The following is an 18,892-nucleotide window of genomic DNA, read 5'->3' as shown; positions in this document are numbered from 1 at the left end:
GCGTGGACGCCGGGACGGGGTTCGACGGGATGTGGGCCGAGCTCGCGGGCATCGGCCGCGACCCCGCGAGCGGTGGGTACCGCCGGTTCGCGTGGACGGCCCCGGACCTCGCCTGCCGGGAGTGGTTCACCGCGCAGGCGAAGGCCCGCGGAATGGCCGTCGAACGCGACCGCAACGGCAACCTGTGGGCGTGGCTCGGCGACCACCTGCCCGGGCCCGCGATCGTGACCGGCTCACACCTGGACTCCGTCCCCGACGGCGGCGCCTACGACGGGCCGCTCGGGATCGTCTCGGCCTTCGCCGCGCTCGACGCCCTCGCCGCCGACGGTTGGACTCCGCCGCGCCCGGTCGCGGTCGTCGCCTTCACCGACGAGGAGGGTGCGCGCTTCGGCGTCCCGTGCATCGGGTCGCGCCTGCTGACCGGGACCCTCGACCCGGCGCGCGCTGCCGGCCTGCGCGACGGCGACGGGATCACGCTCGCCCAGGCCATGCGGTCCGCCGGGGCTGACCCGGCCTGGCTCGGCGCGGACCGTACGCGGTTGTCCCGGATCGGGGCGTTCGTCGAGCTGCACGTCGAACAGGGGCGGTACCTCGCGAACACGAGCGCGCCCGTCGCGGTCGGGTCGGGGATCGGGCCGCACGGCCGCTGGCGGCTGACGTTCCGCGGGCGCGCCGACCACGCCGGCACTACCGCGCTGGGTGACCGGGCCGATCCGATGCTCGCCTTCGCCGCGTCGGTGCAGCAGGCCCGGACGGCCGCCCTGCACCTGCGGGCCCGCGCGACCGTGGGGAAAGTGACGGTCCGTCCGAACGGCACGAATGCGATCCCCTCCGAGGTGAACGCCTGGCTCGACGCCCGCGGCTCCGACGAGGCGACCGTCCGGGCCGTCGTCACCGAGGTCCTCGACGCCGCCCGGCAGCGCGGTGCCGAGGACGGGGTGAGCGTGGACCTCACCGAGGAGTCCTGGTCGCCGGCGGTCACCTTCGGCCGGGACCTCGGGGAGCGGGTGGCGACCCGGCTCGGGGGAGCACCGGTGATCCCGACCGGGGCCGGGCACGACGCGGGGATCCTCGCCGCCGCCGGGATCCCGACCACGATGCTGTTCGTCCGCAACCCGACCGGTGTCTCGCACGCGCCGGACGAGCACGCCGAGACCGCCGACTGCCACGCGGGCGTCGCGGCCCTCGCGGCGGTCCTCACCGACCTCGCGTCCGACCTCGCCGCCGACCCGGTCCCCACCACGTGAGCGCTCCCGACCCGGGCTCGCTCTTCTGGTGCGAGCACGCGCTGCTGCCCGAGGGCCCGGTGTCCGGTGTCGCGATCTCGGTGAGCGGGGACCGGTTCATCGTCGTCACCCCGGCCGCGACCCCGCCGGCGGGCGCGACCGTCCTGCGCGGCCTGACGGTGCCGGGTCTGGCGAACGCGCACTCCCACGCCTTCCATCGCGCGCTGCGGGCGCGGACCCACGACGGCGGCGGAGACTTCTGGACCTGGCGCGAGGCGATGTACGCGGTCGCGGAACGACTCGACCCGGACTCCTACCTCGCTCTCGCCCGGGCCGTGTACGCGGAGATGGCCCTGGCCGGCATCACCGTCGTGGGGGAGTTCCACTACCTGCACCACGGCCCGGGTGGGGCGCCGTACGCGGACCCGAACGCGATGGGCGCGGCCGTCGCGCAGGCCGCGCGCGAGGCGGGGATCCGGATAACGGTCCTCGACACCTGCTACCTGACCGGCGGCTTCGGGCAGGACCTGACGCCGGCTCAGGCGCGCTTCTCCGACGGGAACGTCGGTGGCTGGCTCGGGCGGGTCTCGCGGTTCGACCCCGGGCCCGGAGCGAAGCTCGGCGCCGCGGTGCACTCGGTGCGCGCGGTGCCGGCGCGGGACGTCGAGATGGTCGCGGAGTGGGCGGCGCGCGGTGCGGTGCTGCACGCCCACGTCTCCGAGCAGCCCGCCGAGAACGAGGCCTGCCGGGCGGCCACCGGTCGCACCCCCACCGCGTTGCTGCACTCCGCCGGAGCCGTGGCGAGCAACTTCACCGCCGTGCACGGGACACATCTGACGCCGGGTGACATCGACCTCTACGGCCTGAACCGCGCGACGGTCTGCTTCTGCCCGACGACCGAGCGGGACCTCGCGGACGGCGTCGGCCCCGCGGGCGCGCTGCGGGCGGCGGGAGTTGCGCTGTCCCTCGGCAGCGACAGCCACGCCGTGATCGACCTGTTCGAGGAGGCCCGCGGCGTCGAGCTCCACGAACGCCTCGCTTCCGGCCGCCGCGGCGGGCACCCGGCCGAGGACCTCCTGACTGCGGCCACCGCCGCCGGGCACGCCTGCCTCGGCTGGCGCGACGCGGGACGCATCGAGCCCGGCGCCCTCGCCGACCTCGTCACGATCTCTCTCGACACCCCGCGCACCGCCGGCTGCCCGCCCACCGCGGCCACGGCGGTGTTCGCGGCCACCGCCGCCGACGTCCGGCACGTCGTCGCCTCCGGTCGGGTCGTGGTCGTCGACGGGGTGCACACCCTCGTCGAGGACGTCCCCGGCGCCCTGCGCGCGGCGATCGGAGCGTTGACGTGATCGGAGCCACCAGGTGAGCGCGGTCCTGCTCGACGACATCGCCTCCCTCGTCACCAACGACCCCGCGGCGGGGCCGGGGATCCTCGGCGAGGTCCGGGGCGCGGCGCTGGTCGTCGAGGACGGGAAGGTTGCCTGGCTCGGCCCGGCGGCGCAGGCGCCGGCGTGCGACGCGGCGGTCAGCGCCGCCGGCGGGGCGGTGCTCCCCGGGTTCGTCGACTCCCACACCCACCTGGTGTTCGCCGGCGACCGGCTCAGCGACTTCGTCGGGCGCATGTCGGGCCGGCCCTACGCCCCGGACGGCATCGCGAGCACGGTGGCCGCCACCCGCGCGGCCCCGGACGAGATCCTCACCGCCAACGTCGCCCGCCTCCTCAGCGAGCTACGGGCCGGGGGAGTCACGACCGTCGAGGTGAAGTCCGGCTACGGGCTCACCGTCGCCGACGAGGCGCGGGCGCTCCTGATCGCCCGTCAGTTCACCGACGAGACCACGTTCCTCGGCGCCCACGTCGTGCCGACCGAGTACGCCGCCGACCGCGCGGCCTACGTCGACCTCGTCACCGGTCCGATGCTCGCGGCCGCCGCGCCGCACGCGCGGTGGATCGACGTCTTCTGCGACCGCGGCGCCTTCGACGAGGCCGAGGCTCGCGCGGTCTGCCGCGCCGGCCGGGCCGCCGGTCTGACGCCCCGTCTGCACGGCAACCAGCTCGAACCCGGGCCGGGCGTGCGACTCGCCGTCGAACTCGGTGCCGCCTCGGTCGACCACTGCACGCACCTGACCGACGCCGACGTCGACGCCCTCACGAACAGCGCCACCGTCGCCACCCTGCTGCCGGGCGCGGAGTTCAGCACCCGCGCGCGGTACCCGGACGCGCGGCGGCTCCTCGACGCGGGCGTGACCGTCGCCCTCGCGACCGACTGCAACCCGGGCACGTCGTACACGACCTCGATGACCCTGTGCATCGCGCTCGCGGTGCGGGAGATGGGGATGAGCCCCGCCGAGGCGGTCCACGCCGCGACCGCGGGCGGCGCCCGCGCGCTCCAGCGGGACGACATCGGCGTCCTGCGCCCCGGGGCCCGGGCCGACCTCGCGATCCTCGCCGCCCCCGACGTCGGCTACCTCGCCTACCGCCCGGGGGTCCCCCTCGTCGCGGCCGTCTGGAAGGACGGCCGCCCGGTCTAGACCGGTCTAGACCGCCGCGCGGCGCGGGGCGACGGTGCCGACCGCCCAGCGGGTGATCGGGACCAGCAGCGGGGCCGCGGCGAGCAGCATGCCGAGCGCGAGCAGCAGGGCGACGACCCGCGTGCGGAACGCGGGTCCGCCCCCGGGCGAGCGCAGCAGCCGCAACATGTCCGCAGGGTACCTGGCGGACTCGGGCCGTTCCGGGCGTTCGTCATGGTCCGGCACGGACGGGGCAATGCCGCTGGAACTCTCACGTTCGTGTGACAGGATCCGGCTTTCGGGGGATTTCGTCGTGCCCGTCCCGAGGGGAGCCATGCGCGCAGTACCGGTGATGGCGTTGGCTGCCGTCGTCGCTGCCGCGGGCGTCGGGATCCACGTCGCGGAGGCCGAGCCGGCCGCGCCCACGGCCCTGGTCGCCGAGGGCTCGCCGGCCTCGTGGGCGACGCAGGCGCTGCTCCAGGACCTCACCTCCGGTCCGATCCGCGTCACGCGCGACGCGCGGGGCCTCGCGCACCTGCTCGGGACCGACGTCGGGAAGCCGATCCCCCTCCCGGTCGGGATCTCCCCGGCGGCCGACGTCGAGACCCAGGCCCGGGCGCACCTGAAGCGCGCCGCGGCGCTGTTCGGCCTGACCGACGTGGCCGAGGAGCTGGTGCTCATCCCCGAGGTCGAGGGGCTGGAGAACTCCTTCGGCACGGACCGCCTCGTCCGCTTCCAGCAGTTGCGCGCGGGCCTCCCGGTCCTCGGGGGCGAGCTCGCCGTCGTCCTCGACCCCCTCGGGGCACTGAAGTCGGTCACCGGTGAACTGGCGCCCACGGGGCGCAGCGCCCGCCCGTCGGTCTCCGCCGAGCGGGCCCGCGCCACCGCGCTCGCCGCGGTCCTGCGTGAGCACCCGGACGCGCACGCGCCGGCGGTCCGGGCGGCGACGCCGGAGCTCTGGCACCTGGACCCGGTGCTGATCGGCGTCCCGGAGAGCCACCACCTGCCGACCGGGCCGGTCTGGCGCACCGAGGTCAGCGATGCGGGAGCGGTCCGGGAGATGGTCCTGGTCGACGCACGCACCGGCACCATCCCGCTGCAGCTCGACCTGATCACGCACGCCAACCGGGTGGTCTGCGACCGCAACAACCAGGCCGACAAGTCCGACCTCGGGCAGGACTGCAAGCCCACGTACGCCCGCGCCGAGGGGCAGGGCCCGAAGGGCACGCCGGTCGACGTCGACGAGGCGTACGACTACGCGGGCGCGACGGTCGCGTTCTTCTCCAAGGTCCTCGGCGTCGACCTGACGGCGTCGCTCGGCGTCGACGTCGGCGACGGGAAGCGGCTGCGCTCGACCGTCCGGTACTGCCCGGGCAACACCCTGTGCTCGGCGACGAACGGCAACCTGTTCGACAACGCGTTCTGGAACGGCCGGGGCATGTACTACGGCCAGGGCTGGACGCGCGCGGACGACATCGTCGCCCACGAGATCGCCCACGGCGTCACCGAGAAGACCGCCCGCCTGCTGTACCTGTACCAGTCGGGCGCGATCAACGAGTCGATGTCGGACATCTTCGGCGAGCTCGTCGACCTCGCGAAGGCGACCGACGACGGCGACAGCCCCTGGGTCATCGGCGAGGACGCGCCGCTCGACCAGATCCCGGTGCGCAACATGGCCGACCCGCGGGCGACGCTCCTGCCGCCGCTCGGCCAGCCGGACCGGATGACAGCGCCGAACTACGACGCGGACCTGTTCTTCGTCGACAACGGCGGCGTCCACAACAACAGCGGCGTCGGCAACAAGGCCGCGTACCTGATCGCCGTCGGTGGCTCGTTCAACGGCCAGTCGATTCCCGGGCTCGGGACGACCAAGACCGCGGTCCTGTTCTTCCGTTCCCTGCGGATGCTGACCTCGGGGGCCGACTACGCCGACCTCGGCGGCGTCCTGCAGCAGGCCTGCCGCAATCTCGTCGGGCAGTCCGGGTTCACGGCCGGCGACTGCACGTCGGTGGACCGCGCGGTGATCGCGACCGAGATGAGCAAGCAGCCACCCGGCCGCGCCGGCGCCCCGGAGGCGGGGGTCTGCCCGAGTGGTACGCGCCGGGTCGGGCTGATCAACGACGGCTTCGAGAAGTTCGACAAGAAGACGTGGGCGCTCGGCGACCAGTGGTCGCTGATCAACGACTACGCCCGCAGCGGCGCGTTCAGCGTCTACGGCATCGAGCCCGACCGCGCCCTCTCCAGCCCGGCGACGTTGAAGACCAAGGTCACGATCCCCAAGGGTGTGAGGCCGTTCCTGCGCTTCGCGCACCAGTACCGCCTCGACCACAGCCTCGGCGAGACCGGCGTGGTCACGCAGTACTACGACGGCGCGGTGCTGGAGTACCGGATCAGCGGCGGGTCCTGGACCAGCGCGTCCGGCCGGACGTGGGAGAACGGCCCCAACCGGCGGATCCGGCCCGACGGCGGGTCGCCGTACGTCGCGTTCGGCGGCGACAGCAAGGGCTACGGCTCCAGCCGCCTGGACCTGAGCTTCCTCGCCGGCAAGAGCGTCGAGTTCCGCTGGCGGGTCATCGGCGACCGGGCGATCGCCTTCGACGGCTGGACCCTCGACGACATCACGCTCTACGTCTGCGGCACCACCAAGCCCAGCGACCCGCGCAACGTGAAGGTCACCGCCAAGGGCAGGACCGCGACCGTGAAGTGGAGCCCACCGGTCTACGCGCCCGCGGGCGGCGTGACCGGCTACCAGGTCGTCGCGAAGGTCGGGAAGAAGAAGATCACCAAGAACACCTCCGCGGGGAAGCGGTCGGTGAAGTTCGCCAAGCTCAAGTCCGGCAGCTACACCTTCACGGTGTCCGCCAAGGGTTCCGGCGGCAAGGGCCCCGGCGCCGCGGGCAAGAAGAAGATCAAGTAGCCGCCCCGCCCCGGCCGCCCCGCCCCGGCCGCGCGCCCCGGCCGCGCGCCCCGGCCGCGCGCCCCGGCCGCGCGCCGCGGGCTGGCCTGCGCCGGGTGCGCAGATCAGCACGGCTTCGGGCCTGCCCGCCCGTGCCGACCTGCACCGGGTGCGCAGATCAGCACCGACCCGCACCCGACTGCCGAGGCCGAGCCCCGCTCGCCCCGCCTCGCCGGCCTCCTCGCGTCACCACCGCCTAGCCGCGGGCCGCCGGGAGAGTTCCCGCCCGCCCCGCTGCCCTGGGCCCCGCTCCCGTGCGCCCCGGCCGTGCGTGGCGGCCGTGCGTGGCGGGCCGGTGTGCGCCGAGTGCGCAGATCAGCACGGCTTCGGGGCCGGCCCCCTGTGCTGACCTGCACCGGCTGCGCAGTTCAGCACCGCCGGCAGCGCGGAACGACTCCCGCCGAGGACGGGCTGCCCCCAGGAATACCGAGGCCATCCGCACAGTTGAGCCAATCAGACTCAAGGAATTTGACGGTGGGGCAACCACCCTCATAACCTGAGCGCAGGAAGCTCAACTTGTGGAGGAAGCTCATGGCTCGTGCGGTCGGCATCGACCTCGGTACGACGAACTCGGTCGTCGCGGTCCTGGAGGGTGGGGAGCCCACCGTCATCGCCAACGCGGAAGGCGCGCGCACGACCCCGTCGGTGGTCGCCTTCGCGCGGAACGGCGAGATCCTGGTCGGTGAGGTCGCCAAGCGGCAGGCCGTCACCAACATCGACCGGACCATCCGCTCCGTGAAGCGCGAGATGGGCACCGGCTGGAAGAAGGAGATCGACGGCAAGGACTTCACGCCGCAGCAGATCTCCGCCTTCGTCCTGCAGAAGCTCAAGCGCGACGCGGAGGCCTACCTCGGCGAGAAGGTCACCGACGCGGTCATCACCGTCCCGGCGTACTTCTCCGACTCCGAGCGGCAGGCCACCAAGGAGGCCGGCGAGATCGCAGGTCTGAACGTCCTGCGCATCATCAACGAGCCGACCTCGGCCGCGCTCGCGTACCGCCTCGACAAGGACGAGTCCGAGCACCGCATCCTCGTCTTCGACCTCGGTGGCGGCACGTTCGACGTCTCGCTGCTGGAGATCGACGAGGGTCTGGTCGAGGTGAAGGCCACCAGCGGCGACAACCGCCTCGGTGGTGACGACTGGGACCAGCGGATCATCGACTGGCTCGTCAACAAGTTCAAGGCGGCCAACGGCATCGACCTGACCAAGGACAAGATGGCGATGCAGCGCGTCCGCGAGGCCGCGGAGAAGGCGAAGATCGAGCTCTCCTCGACGCAGCAGACCTCGATCAACCTGCCGTACATCACGCAGGACGCCGAGAAGAACGCGCTGTTCCTGGACGAGACGCTCACCCGCGCCGAGTTCCAGAAGATCACCGCGGACCTGCTCGACCGCTGCCGCCGGCCGTTCAACCAGGTCATGAAGGACGCGGGCCTGACCGTCGACAAGATCGACCACGTGGTCCTCGTCGGTGGCTCGACCCGGATGCCGGCCATCACCGACCTGGTGAAGGAGCTCACCGGTGGCAAGGACCCGCACAAGGGCGTGAACCCGGACGAGGTCGTCGCCGTCGGCGCGGCCCTGCAGGCCGGCGTCCTCAAGGGTGAGGTCAAGGACGTTCTGCTGCTCGACGTCACCCCGCTGTCCCTCGGCATCGAGACCAAGGGCGGCGTGATGGACAAGCTCATCGAGCGCAACACGACGATCCCGACCAAGCGGTCCCGCGTCTACACGACGGCGGAGGACAACCAGCCGTCCGTGCTGATCCAGGTCTACCAGGGCGAGCGCGAGATGGCCCGGGACAACAAGAGCCTCGGCAACTTCGAGCTCACCGGCCTGCCGCCGGCGCCGCGGAACGTGCCGCAGATCGAGGTCACCTTCGACATCGACGCCAACGGCATCGTGCACGTGAACGCGAAGGACCTCGGCACCGGCAAGGAGCAGTCGATGACCGTCACCGGCGGGTCCGCCCTGCCGCGCGAGGACATCGACAAGATGGTCCGCGACGCCGAGCAGTACGCGGAGGAGGACCGCAAGCGCCGTGAGGCGGTCGAGAACCGCAACCAGGCCGAGTCGCTGGTCTACCAGACCGAGAAGTTCCTCGCCGACAACGCGGACAAGTTCGCCGAGGGCGACGCGGCCGCGAACAAGGCGACCGTCGAGTCCGCCATCGCCGACCTGAAGAAGGCGTTGGAGGGCAACGACGACGAGGCCATCAAGGCCGCGACGAAGAAGGTCGCCGACGCGAGCCAGCAGCTCGGTGCCGCGATGTACGCCAGTGCCCAGCCGACCGCCGAGGGTGGCGCCGCCGGCCCGGGTGCGGGCGCTGCGGACGACGAGGACGTCGTCGAGGCCGAGATCGTCGACGAGGACCCGAAGTCGTGACTTCCGAGAACGAGCAGACTCCGTTCGAGCCGGTGATCCGCGACAAGCGGCGCATCGACCCGACGACGGGGGAGGTCCGTCCTGACGCCACCTCAGTTCCTGGTGGCGTCAGCGACGCCGCTCCCGGCGGGGCTCCGAACATGACGCCGCCGATGGCCCCGCCCGGGTCCGTCGGTGGGCCGAACGACGGAGCCGTGGAGGCGGAACTCGCGGAGCGGACCGCAGACCTGCAGCGGGTGACGGCGGAGTACGCCAACTACCGCAAGCGGGTCGACCGGGACCGCGAGGCGGTGCGGGAGCTCGCGTCGATCGCCGTGCTCTCCGAGCTGGTGCCCGTGCTCGACGACATCGGTCGGGCGCGGGACCACGGCGAGCTCGTCGGGGGGTTCAAGGTCGTCGCGGAAGGACTGGAGGCCACGCTGAACAAGCTCGGCCTCCAGGCCTTCGGCACCGAGGGCGACGCGTTCGACCCGAACGTCCACGAGGCGCTGATGCACGAGTACTCGGCGGAGGTCTCCGAACCGACGTGCGTCCAGATCCTCCAGGCCGGCTACCGGGTCGGCGAGCGCATTCTCCGGCCCGCGCGCGTCAAGGTCGCGGAGCCGGACCCGTCCGCAGAAAACTGACGAACACTTACCTGAGCACGAAGGGAGGGGCGGCGTAGATGACGCGTGAGTACTTGGACAAGGACCTCTACGCCGTCCTCGGCCTGAAGAAGGGCGCCTCCCAGGCCGAGATCAAGAAGGCCTACCGCCGGCTGGCCAAGGAGCTTCACCCCGACTCGAACAAGAACAACCCCGAGGCCGAGGCGAAGTTCAAGGAGGTCTCGGAGGCCTACTCGGTCCTCGGCGACGAGGCCAAGCGCAAGGAGTACGACGAGGGTCGGGAGCTGTTCGCGGGCGGCGGCTTCCGGAACTTCGGCGGGCCGGGTCGCGGGGGCGCGCCCGGCGGCGGCAACTTCGACTTCACCTTCGGCGGGGACGGCGGGCTCGGCGACATCCTCGGCGGGATCTTCAACCGCCGTGGGCAGACCGCTGCCCGGCGTGGGGCCGACGTCGAGACCGCCGTGACGATCGACTTCGTCCAGGCCGTCGAGGGCGTGACCGTCCCGCTGCGTCTCACCAGCGAGCGCGCCTGCCCGGCCTGTGCCGGCACCGGGGCGAAGTCGGGGACGGCGCCGCGCGTCTGCCCCGCCTGCGAGGGCGTGGGCAGTGTCAGCCGCAACCTCGGCGGGTTCGCGATGAGCGAGCCGTGCCAGGCCTGCCGCGGCCGCGGGCTGATCGTCGACGACCCGTGCCCGACCTGCTCGGGCAGCGGCCGCGGACAGAGCTCGCGGACCGTCAACACGCGCATCCCCGCCGGCGTCGCCGACGGGCAGAAGATCAAGCTCAAGGGCAAGGGCGCGCCCGGCGAACGTGGCGGCCCGCCCGGTGACCTGTACATCAGCGTGCACGTCCGCCCGCACCCGGTCTTCGGGCGCAAGGGCGACAACCTGACGCTCACGCTGCCGGTCACCTTCCCGGAGGCTGCGATGGGCGCCGAGGTGAAGGTGCCGACCCTGACGGGTGCGCCCGTCACGCTGCGCCTCGCGCCGGGCACCGCGAACGGCCGGACCATGCGGGTCCGCGGCCGCGGGGTGCCCCGCAAGGACGGCACCCGGGGCGACCTGCTCGTCACCGTCTCGGTGGCGGTGCCGGCGAACCTCAACAGCGACGCGCGCAAGGCGCTTGCCGCCTTCGCCGCCGCGACCGCGGGCGACGACCCCCGCGCCGAGCTGATGGCCACCGCGGCCCGGACGGCCGCGGCGACGGAGGAGGAGGCATGAGTTCCCCGCGCGACGAGACCTGGGAGGTGGGCGTCTACGTCATCTCCGTGGCCGCCCAGCTCTCCGGACTCCACCCGCAGACCCTGCGTCAGTACGACCGGTTGGGCCTGGTGTCGCCCGGTCGCGCCTCGGGCCGCGGCCGGCGGTACTCGGCCCGCGACATCGAGCGCCTCCGTGAGGTCGCCCGCCTCTCGCAGGAGGAGGGCGTCAACCTCGCCGGCATCAAACGGATCCTCGACCTCGAGAACGCCAACGACGAACTCCGGATGCGCATCGCCGAACTGGAGGCCGAACTCGCGTTCGTCACGGCCGCGCTGCGGGAGAAGACCTCCGAGGCGACGTCCCCGAACTACCGCCGCGTGAACCTGCCCGCGGTGTACGAGCCCCCGCCGAGTGCGGTCGTGGTCTGGCGCCGCGAGACCCGCCGACCCGGCCCTGATCTAGCCCGCTGACCCCCGCGGCCCGAGTGGCCGCGGCAAAGGGAGAACCCCATGGACGCGAACAAGCTCACCACGCGCAGCCAGGAGGCCTTCTCGACCGCTGTGCGCCGGGCCGCGACGGCCGGCCACAGCCAGGTCGAGCCGGTGCACCTCCTGATCGCCCTGCTCGCGCAGCCGGACGGCACCGCCCGCCCGCTGGTGACCGCCGCCGGCGCGGACCCGGACACGATCGCGACCGCCGCCGAGGCGATGCTCGACCGCCTGCCCTCGGCCAGCGGCTCGACCGTCTCCGCCCCCGGCATGTCCCGCCAGGCCTATGCCGTCCTCGCGACCGCCGAGGAGCGGGCGAAGGAACTCGGTGACGAGTACATCTCGACCGAGCACCTGCTCGTCGGCCTCGCGACCGGGCCGAGCCACGTCGCCTCGTTGCTGGCGGAGCACTCGATCACGCCCCAGAAGCTGCTGGAGGCCTTCGCCGACGTCCGCGGCAGCGCACGCGTGACCACCCCCGACCCCGAGGGCACCTACCAGGCGCTGGAGAAGTACGGCGTCGACCTGACCGCAGCCGCCCGCGAGGGCAAGCTCGACCCGGTCATCGGTCGCGACTCCGAGATCCGCCGCGTCGTGCAGGTGCTCTCCCGGCGCACCAAGAACAACCCCGTGCTGATCGGTGAGCCCGGCGTCGGCAAGACCGCCGTCGTCGAGGGCCTCGCGCGGCGCATCGTCGAGGGCGACGTCCCCGAGTCGCTGCGCAACAAGCGGCTGATCTCGCTCGACCTCGCGGCGATGGTTGCGGGCGCGAAGTACCGCGGTGAGTTCGAGGAGCGGCTCAAGGCGGTGCTGAAGGAGATTCAGTCCTCCGACGGTCAGATCGTCACGTTCATCGACGAGCTGCACACGATGGTCGGCGCCGGCGCGTCCGAGGGTTCGATGGACGCCGGCAACATGCTCAAGCCGATGCTCGCCCGCGGGGAGCTGCGTCTGGTCGGCGCGACGACCCTCGACGAGTACCGCGAGCGCATCGAGAAGGACCCCGCGCTCGAGCGCCGCTTCCAGCAGGTCTTCGTCGGTGAGCCCAGCGTCGAGGACTCCATCGGCATCCTGCGCGGTCTCAAGGAGCGCTACGAGGCCCACCACAAGGTCGCGATCGCGGACTCCGCCCTGGTCGCCGCCGCGACGCTGTCCGACCGGTACATCACCGGCCGCTTCCTGCCGGACAAGGCGATCGACCTCGTCGACGAGGCGGCGTCCCGGCTGCGCATGGAGATCGACTCCTCGCCGGTCGAGGTCGACGAGCTCCGGCGCGCGGTCGACCGGATGAAGATGGAGGAGATGGCGCTCGCGCGGGAGAACGACCCCGCCTCGGCCGAGCGGCTGGAGCGGCTGCGCGCGGATCTGGCGGACCGTCAGGAACAGCTGGCCGCCCTCACCGCGCGGTGGGAGCAGGAGAAGTCCGGCCTGAACCGCGTGGGTGAGCTCAAGCAGCGCCTCGACGAGTGCCGCAGCCAGGCCGAGCGCTACCAGCGCGACGGCGACCTGGAGAACGCCTCCCGGCTGCTGTACGCCGAGATCCCCGCGCTCGAGCGGGAGATCGCCGAGGCGAGCGCGGACGAGCAGGACCGGGGCGAGGTCATGGTCGCCGACGAGGTCGGCGCGGACGACATCGCCGCCGTCGTCGCGGCCTGGACGGGCATCCCCGTCGGCCGGCTGCTGGAGGGCGAGTCCGCGAAGCTGCTGCGGATGGAGGAGGAGCTGGGCAAGCGCCTGGTCGGACAGGAGGACGCCGTCCGCGCCGTCTCCGACGCGGTCCGCCGCACTCGCGCCGGCATCGCCGACCCGGACCGGCCCACCGGCAGCTTCCTGTTCCTCGGCCCGACCGGTGTCGGCAAGACCGAGCTGGCGAAGGCGCTCGCGGACTTCCTCTTCGACGACGAGCACGCCCTCGTGCGGATCGACATGAGCGAGTACGGAGAGAAGCACTCCGTCGCCCGGCTCGTCGGCGCGCCGCCCGGGTACGTCGGCTACGAGGAGGGCGGTCAGCTCACCGAGGCCGTCCGGCGCCGCCCGTACACCGTGGTGCTGCTCGACGAGGTCGAGAAGGCGCACCCGGAGGTCTTCGACGTCCTGCTCCAGGTGCTCGACGACGGCCGCCTGACCGACGGCCAGGGCCGCACCGTGGACTTCCGCAACGCGATCCTCGTGCTGACCTCGAACCTGGGGTCCCAGTTCCTCGTGGACCCGACGATGGACGACGAGCAGCGCAAGGACGCGGTCCTGAGTGCGGTGCGGGCGAGCTTCAAGCCCGAGTTCGTGAACCGGCTCGACGACATCGTGGTGTTCCGCGCGCTGACCACCGACGACCTGACCTCGATCGTCGACATCCAGGTCGCGCGGCTGGCGAAGCGGCTCGCGGAACGGCGGATCACGCTCGACGTCACCCCGGCCGCGGCGGAGTGGCTCGCGCTCTCCGGCTACGACCCGGTCTACGGCGCCCGGCCGCTGCGCCGGCTGATCCAGACGGCGATCGGCGACCAGCTCGCGAAGCAGGTCCTCGCCGGTGAGGTCCGCGACGGCGACACCGTCACCGTCGACCTCGCCGCCGCGAAGGACGGCCTCGAGCTCGCGGTCTCCCGGGCTTAACCACAACGTCCGGCGGACTGTGGCCTATATAGGCCTCAGTTCGCCGGACGCTACGAGAAATCAGCGGGCGTGGGCGTTGACCCAGTCGCGCCAGACCGAGTCCCACTCCTGGACGTCGCACGGGCGGAGCTCGGAGTCCGCGAGGACCCGGACCTTCATGCCGTTGGCGCGCCGCGCGAAGACGTCGGCGTCGGGGATCTGGGCGTCGAGGTGCTCGGCGAGCGGCTCGACCTCCGGCGGGACGACGGGGCCGGGCTCGGGCTCACCGCTCCACTTGTCCCAGGCGCACTCGGTGAGGGCGTGGACGAACTGGCGGTGCAGGGCGGTCCGGACGGTCTCCGGAAGTTCCGTGCCGTGCTCGGCGCGAGCCTTGCGGGCGTAGCGGACCGTCTTGGCCTCGGCGCCGCACTGCTTCGTGCAGTACGGGGTCGGGCGGTTGCGCGCCTCGAAGCGACCCCCGCAGTTCGCGCACTCGTACGTCTCCGGGCGCAGCAGCGAGGGAACCGCGCTCGGGGCGCCGCCACCGCCGACGGTCGCACCCTCGACGGCGAGCTCAGCGACCGCCGGCAGGGTCGACACGATCGAGGGTGCGCCAGGAGCCACGGCTGCAGTTCGACGAGTCATGGTCTGAGTATGGGTGCCTCTGACGAGACCCAACTTTTCCTTGACCTGATCAAGGTCGAACCGAGAACTGCGAAATCGTGACACAGGGCACAACCGTCCGCGTGCCGCTCCCGGATCCCCGGCCCGATCGGGGTATCGGCGCCCTCGGCGGCGATCTTGAGGTGCCGCGCAACGGCGCGATCAGTGCCGCAGGAAGACGTCGCCCGACCGGTTGCGGTCGCCGCGGACGAGGTTGCTCGCGTCGGAGGTGAACGCGACCCAGTTGCCGTCGCCACTGATCGCCGGCTGGACGCTGGTGCCGTTGCCCTGGTGGTCCGATCCGTCGACGCTGAGGCGCGTCGTGCGCCGGTTCGTCAGGTCGCGCAGGAAGATCTCGCTGCCGGGCCGGCCGTCGCCGGGGACGAGGTCCGAGGCGTACGACGCGAACGCCACCTTCGTGCCGTCGCCGCTCACTGACGCCTCGTAACTCTCGGCGATGCCTTGCGCACCCTCGGTGCTGACGCTGACGATCTCGGTCCGCCGGGTGACCCGGTCGTGGACGAAGACGTCGGGGACGAAGTTGTCGTCGCCGGTGTGAAAGCGGTGGAAGACGAAGGCCGGCAGGCTCTGCGTCCCGGGCACGAGGGAGACCAGGCTCGAGGCGTTCGAGCTGAAGACGACGATCCGGCCGTCGTCCGAGATCGACGGGGCGCCGCTGTTGTCGTTGGTCTCGCCACCGAGCGAATTCACGCTGACGCGCTGCGTCCAGCCCACGCGGCGGTCACGGACGAAGACGTCGTCGGCGAGGTTCGTGTCGCCCGGGACGAGGTTGGTGGCGGCCGAGGCGAACGCGACGACCTGGCCGTCGCGCGAGAGCGCGATGTCGCCGCTCCCACCGTTGGGTTCGCCGTTCGCGGGGGAACGGGTCACCCAGTCGAGGACGTTCCCCGCGCGGTCGACGAGGTAGATGTCGGTGACCTTGCCCGGCCGCCCGGCGCGCAGGTTCGTCGCCGAGGACTCGAACGCGATGACGTTGCCGTCGCCGCTGATCGTCGCGAACCCGCTGGAGGCGTCGGTCTCCTTGCCGTCGATCCCGCGGCTCACGCGCGTGGTCGTGTGCTCGACGAGGTCGTGCACGAAGACGTCGCCCTCGCGGTTGAGGTCGTCGGGGACGAGGTTGGTCGCGAACGAGTCGAAGACGACGAAGCGGCCGTCGTCGCTGATCGAGGGGTTGTAGCTGTCGAGGTTCCCCTGGCGTCCCCGGCTGCTCACGCTGACCCGCGTGGTCGTCCCCTTCGCCACGTCGCGCACGAAGATGTCGCGCCGGTGGTTGGTGTCGCCCGGCACGAGGTTCGAGGCCTCGGAGGCGAACGCGACGTACCGGCCGTTCCGCGAGACCGACGGGGTGAAGCTGCCGTTGTTCGGCTCCCCGCGCCCGCCGTCCGTGCTGACCCGCAGGGTCTCGTGCGCGCCCTCCGCCGCCGGTGCGGCTCCCCACCAAGCGCCGGGTGCCACCGCCAGCGCGCAGGCCAGCGCGCAGGCCAGCGCCCCGACCAGCCCGACCCGCGCGCGGTGTCTCACCCCGAAAACGCTACGCGCAGTCGGGTGAGGGCGTCATCGAGAACCTCGGGCCGTTTGCAGAACGCCCAGCGGACCAGGGAGCGGCCGGGCTCGGGGTCGTCGTAGAAGACGCCGAGGGGGATGGCGACAACCCCGGCCCGGTGGGGGAGGTCGCGGCAGAACGCGACGCCGTCGGTCCAACCGAGGGGCCGCACGTCGGTGGTGACGAAGTACGTCCCCGCTGGCTGGACGACGTCGAAGCCGAGCTCGCGCAGCCCGCCGGCGAGCTGGTCGCGGCGGTCGCGGAGCTGGTCGCGGAAACCGGTGAAGTAGGAGTCCGGCATGCCCAGGGCCTGCGCGATCGCGGGCTGGAACGGCGCGCCGGAGACGTAGGTGAGGAACTGCTTCGCCGTCCGGACCGCGGTGACGAGCTCCGCCGGGCCGCAGGCCCAGCCGATCTTCCAACCGGTGAAGGAGAACGTCTTGCCCGCGGAGGAGATGCGGACGGTGCGCTCGCGCATCCCCGGCAGCGTCGAGATCGGGATGTGCTCGCCGTCGAACACCAGGTGCTCGTAGACCTCGTCGGAGACCACGAGGAGGTCGTGCTCCACGGCCAGCTCCGCGACCGCGGTGAGCTCCGCGCGGGAGAGCACGCGCCCGGTCGGGTTGTGCGGGGTGTTCAGCAGGATCATCCGCGTGCGGGGCGTGATCGCGGCGCGCAGCTCGTCGGGGTCGATCGCGAACTCCGGCGCGTGCATCGTGACCGGGACCCGGACGCCGCCGGCCATCGCGATCGTCGCGGCGTAGGAGTCGTACCAGGGTTCGAAGGCGATCACCTCGTCACCGGGGTTCACGAGCGCGAGCACGGCGGCGGCGATCGCCTCGGTCGCGCCGGCGGTCACGAGGATCTCGCCGTCGGGGTCGTAGTCCAGGCCCCAGAAGCGGCGGCCGTGCTCGGCGATCGCGGTGCGCAGCGCCGGGATCCCCGGCCCCGGCGGGTACTGGTTCGACGTCCCCGACCGCAGCGCGGCCACGACCGCGTCGACGATCTCGGCCGGGCCGTCGGTGTCCGGGAAGCCCTGGCCGAGGTTCACCGCCCCGGTCTCGACGGCGAGGGCGGACATCTCGGCGAAGATCGTCGTCCCCAGCCCGTCGAGCCGCCGCGCCATCCGTCCCGTCGTCCCCGCTGTGCCCATTCCGGCAGCGTAGAGCCGGTGCGGGGGCCGCCCGCCCGGGTAGGGTCGCGAGGTGCCCACCGCCTTGATCACCGGTCCCACCTCGGGGATCGGCAACGCGTTCGCCCGCCGGCTCGCCGCCGACGGCTGGGATCTCGTCCTGGTCGCCCGCGACTCCGCGCGCCTGGACCGGGTTGCGGCCGAACTGCGGGCCCGCTCGGGAGTCGAGGTCGAGACGTTCCCCGCCGACCTGAGCGCGGACGCCGCCCGCGCCGCGGTCGTCGAGCGCATCCTCGACGAGACCCGACCGATCGACCTGCTGGTCAACAACGCCGGCATGGCCGGCCCCGGCGCCGTGCTGCGCAGCGACTACCGCGCGCAGGACGACGTGCTGGCGGTTATGGTCCGCGCGGTCCTGCAGCTCTCGCACGCCGCGCTGCAGGTGATGGCGGCCCGCGGCCACGGCGGCATCGTCAACGTCTCCTCGGTCGCCGGCTTCGTCCCGCGCGGCACGTACAGCGCCGCGAAGGCGTACGTCACGAACTTCACCGAGTCCCTCGCCGAGGAGGCCCGCGGCACCGGCGTCCGCGTCGTCGTGACCTGCCCCGGCTTCACCCGGACGGAGTTCCACGCCCGCAGCGGCGCGGACACCGACAACATCCCCGACTTCCTGTGGCTGTCCGCGGACAAGGTCGTCGACGACGCGCTGGACGCGCTGCGTCGCGGCCGCGTCGTCACCGTGCCCGGCCTGCAGTGGAAGGTCATCACCGCCGCCGCCAAGCACCTCCCGGTCCGGCGCATCGTGCGCGCGACCCGGATGCTCGGCCGCACCCCCCGCAGTGAGATCGGCACGAGGACGGAGCACACGCGATGAGCGACAAGCCCGAGATCGACTTCCCCGGCGGCGAGCCCCCCGCGGAGCTGGTGATCACCGACCTCAAGGTCGGTGACGGCGCCGAGGCCAAGCCCGGCGCGACGGTGACCGTCCACTACGTCGGCGTCGCGTTCTCCACCGGCGAGGAGTTCGACGCCAGCTGGAACCGCGGCAGCCCGTTCCAGTTCCAGCTCGGCGCCGGCATGGTCATCGCCGGCTGGGACCAGGGCGTCGCGGGCATGAAGGTCGGCGGCCGCCGCCAGCTCGTCATCCCCCCGCACCTCGGCTACGGCCAGCGCGGCGCCGGCAGCGTCATCCAGCCCGGCGAGACGCTGATCTTCGTCGTCGACCTGCTCGGGGTCTGACGGGTCCCCTTTGTCGGTTGGTGACCGAGGGAACCTGGCGACTGAACGCGGCCAAGTCCGACCGGGATGCGGATCGCGTTCGACGAGGTCGCCTGGGAGGATTACGAGTTCTGGCAGGCGACCGACCGGAAGCAACTCAAGCGGATCAATCGGTTGCTCGATGACATCTGCCGGGACCCGGAATCGTCCGATGGCATCGGCAAGCCCGAGCGGCTCAAGCATGCGCTGGCCGGCGCTCGGTCGCGCCGGATCGACAGCGAGCACCGCGTCGTCTACCTCGTCGAGGGCGACCTCGGCATCGTCCTCTCGCTGCGGTACCACTACTGACTCCT

Annotated in this window: 16 protein-coding genes; 12 read left to right on the top strand and 4 right to left on the bottom strand. The window is 72.5% G+C overall.

What is annotated here, in order from left to right:
- The first annotated feature begins 2 nt into the window (after positions 1–2).
- Genes SPOPO_RS0107765 through hutI form a run of 3 tightly spaced genes read left to right on the top strand, consistent with a single transcriptional unit; the run spans position 3 to position 3,758 of the window.
- On the top strand, positions 3–1,247 hold the full coding sequence (locus tag SPOPO_RS0107765; protein ID WP_019874225.1) for an allantoate amidohydrolase: 1,245 nt from the start codon (positions 3–5) through the stop codon (positions 1,245–1,247).
- Complete coding sequence (locus tag SPOPO_RS0107760) at positions 1,244–2,578, top strand: formimidoylglutamate deiminase (RefSeq protein WP_019874224.1); 1,335 nt, start codon at positions 1,244–1,246, stop codon at positions 2,576–2,578. Before SPOPO_RS0107765 ends, SPOPO_RS0107760 begins: the two co-directional genes overlap by 4 nt.
- A 13-nt stretch (positions 2,579–2,591) precedes the next feature.
- Entirely contained in the window at positions 2,592–3,758 is a 1,167-nt protein-coding gene (gene hutI, locus SPOPO_RS0107755) for an imidazolonepropionase (protein ID WP_019874223.1), read from the top strand.
- A 6-nt stretch (positions 3,759–3,764) separates the two neighbouring features.
- Here hutI and SPOPO_RS34260 read toward each other — a convergent pair whose 3' ends face one another.
- The gene (locus tag SPOPO_RS34260; RefSeq protein ID WP_019874222.1) at positions 3,765–3,926 is read right to left on the bottom strand and encodes a hypothetical protein; all 162 of its coding nucleotides are present in this window, start codon (positions 3,924–3,926) and stop codon (positions 3,765–3,767) included.
- A 145-nt stretch (positions 3,927–4,071) separates the two neighbouring features.
- Between SPOPO_RS34260 and SPOPO_RS32530 the strand changes: the two genes are divergently transcribed.
- The 6 genes from SPOPO_RS32530 (at position 4,072) to clpB (ending at position 13,983) form a co-directional block, all read left to right on the top strand.
- Complete coding sequence (locus SPOPO_RS32530; RefSeq protein ID WP_156869680.1) at positions 4,072–6,654, top strand: M4 family metallopeptidase; 2,583 nt, start codon at positions 4,072–4,074, stop codon at positions 6,652–6,654.
- 570 nt (positions 6,655–7,224) lie between these two features.
- The gene (dnaK, locus tag SPOPO_RS0107740) at positions 7,225–9,078 is read left to right on the top strand and encodes a molecular chaperone DnaK (protein WP_019874220.1); all 1,854 of its coding nucleotides are present in this window, start codon (positions 7,225–7,227) and stop codon (positions 9,076–9,078) included.
- On the top strand, positions 9,075–9,704 hold the full coding sequence (gene grpE, locus SPOPO_RS0107735; RefSeq protein WP_019874219.1) for a nucleotide exchange factor GrpE: 630 nt from the start codon (positions 9,075–9,077) through the stop codon (positions 9,702–9,704). The genes dnaK and grpE overlap by 4 nt, the downstream gene beginning before the upstream one ends.
- 38 nt (positions 9,705–9,742) lie before the next feature.
- Positions 9,743–10,903: a molecular chaperone DnaJ gene (gene dnaJ, locus SPOPO_RS0107730; protein WP_019874218.1), complete on the top strand. Its 1,161-nt coding sequence runs from the start codon at positions 9,743–9,745 to the stop codon at positions 10,901–10,903.
- Entirely contained in the window at positions 10,900–11,355 is a 456-nt protein-coding gene (locus SPOPO_RS0107725) for a heat shock protein transcriptional repressor HspR (RefSeq protein WP_019874217.1), read from the top strand. Before dnaJ ends, SPOPO_RS0107725 begins: the two co-directional genes overlap by 4 nt.
- Before the next feature lie 39 nt (positions 11,356–11,394).
- Positions 11,395–13,983: an ATP-dependent chaperone ClpB gene (gene clpB / locus SPOPO_RS0107720; RefSeq protein WP_019874216.1), complete on the top strand. Its 2,589-nt coding sequence runs from the start codon at positions 11,395–11,397 to the stop codon at positions 13,981–13,983.
- Positions 13,984–14,043: 60 nt separating this feature from the next.
- Here clpB and SPOPO_RS0107715 read toward each other — a convergent pair whose 3' ends face one another.
- The 3 genes from SPOPO_RS0107715 to SPOPO_RS0107705 form a co-directional block, all read right to left on the bottom strand.
- A complete protein-coding gene (locus tag SPOPO_RS0107715; protein ID WP_019874215.1) occupies positions 14,044–14,562 on the bottom strand; it encodes a hypothetical protein in 519 nt (172 codons plus the stop codon).
- A gap of 225 nt (positions 14,563–14,787) precedes the next feature.
- Positions 14,788–16,167: a TolB family protein gene (locus SPOPO_RS0107710; protein ID WP_019874214.1), complete on the bottom strand. Its 1,380-nt coding sequence runs from the start codon at positions 16,165–16,167 to the stop codon at positions 14,788–14,790.
- Entirely contained in the window at positions 16,164–17,342 is a 1,179-nt protein-coding gene (locus SPOPO_RS0107705) for a pyridoxal phosphate-dependent aminotransferase (protein WP_033384949.1), read from the bottom strand. The genes SPOPO_RS0107710 and SPOPO_RS0107705 overlap by 4 nt, the downstream gene beginning before the upstream one ends.
- Before the next feature lie 52 nt (positions 17,343–17,394).
- Between SPOPO_RS0107705 and SPOPO_RS0107700 the strand changes: the two genes are divergently transcribed.
- From SPOPO_RS0107700 to SPOPO_RS0107690, 3 genes are all read left to right on the top strand, one after another.
- On the top strand, positions 17,395–18,195 hold the full coding sequence (locus SPOPO_RS0107700; RefSeq protein ID WP_051098310.1) for an SDR family NAD(P)-dependent oxidoreductase: 801 nt from the start codon (positions 17,395–17,397) through the stop codon (positions 18,193–18,195).
- The gene (locus tag SPOPO_RS0107695; protein WP_019874211.1) at positions 18,192–18,560 is read left to right on the top strand and encodes an FKBP-type peptidyl-prolyl cis-trans isomerase; all 369 of its coding nucleotides are present in this window, start codon (positions 18,192–18,194) and stop codon (positions 18,558–18,560) included. The genes SPOPO_RS0107700 and SPOPO_RS0107695 overlap by 4 nt, the downstream gene beginning before the upstream one ends.
- 66 nt (positions 18,561–18,626) lie before the next feature.
- Positions 18,627–18,887, top strand: a complete 261-nt coding sequence (locus tag SPOPO_RS0107690; protein ID WP_019874210.1) for a Txe/YoeB family addiction module toxin — start codon at positions 18,627–18,629, stop codon at positions 18,885–18,887.
- Positions 18,888–18,892: the final 5 nt, after the last annotated feature.

The organism is Sporichthya polymorpha DSM 43042 (genome assembly GCF_000384115.1).
Taxonomy (GTDB): domain Bacteria; phylum Actinomycetota; class Actinomycetes; order Sporichthyales; family Sporichthyaceae; genus Sporichthya; species Sporichthya polymorpha.
Note: the sequence above shows the minus strand (reverse complement) of the source record. Positions and strands in the feature narration are given on the sequence as shown.

Coding starts and splice junctions, on each gene's coding strand:
- SPOPO_RS34260 (WP_019874222.1), bottom strand. CDS start 3,926: ATGTTGCGGCTGCTGCGCTCGCCCGGGGGCGGACCCGCGTTCCGCACG.
- SPOPO_RS32530 (WP_156869680.1), top strand. CDS start 4,072: ATGCGCGCAGTACCGGTGATGGCGTTGGCTGCCGTCGTCGCTGCCGCG.
- dnaK (WP_019874220.1), top strand. CDS start 7,225: ATGGCTCGTGCGGTCGGCATCGACCTCGGTACGACGAACTCGGTCGTC.
- dnaJ (WP_019874218.1), top strand. CDS start 9,743: ATGACGCGTGAGTACTTGGACAAGGACCTCTACGCCGTCCTCGGCCTG.
- SPOPO_RS0107725 (WP_019874217.1), top strand. CDS start 10,900: ATGAGTTCCCCGCGCGACGAGACCTGGGAGGTGGGCGTCTACGTCATC.
- clpB (WP_019874216.1), top strand. CDS start 11,395: ATGGACGCGAACAAGCTCACCACGCGCAGCCAGGAGGCCTTCTCGACC.
- SPOPO_RS0107705 (WP_033384949.1), bottom strand. CDS start 17,342: ATGGGCACAGCGGGGACGACGGGACGGATGGCGCGGCGGCTCGACGGG.
- SPOPO_RS0107695 (WP_019874211.1), top strand. CDS start 18,192: ATGAGCGACAAGCCCGAGATCGACTTCCCCGGCGGCGAGCCCCCCGCG.
- SPOPO_RS0107690 (WP_019874210.1), top strand. CDS start 18,627: ATGCGGATCGCGTTCGACGAGGTCGCCTGGGAGGATTACGAGTTCTGG.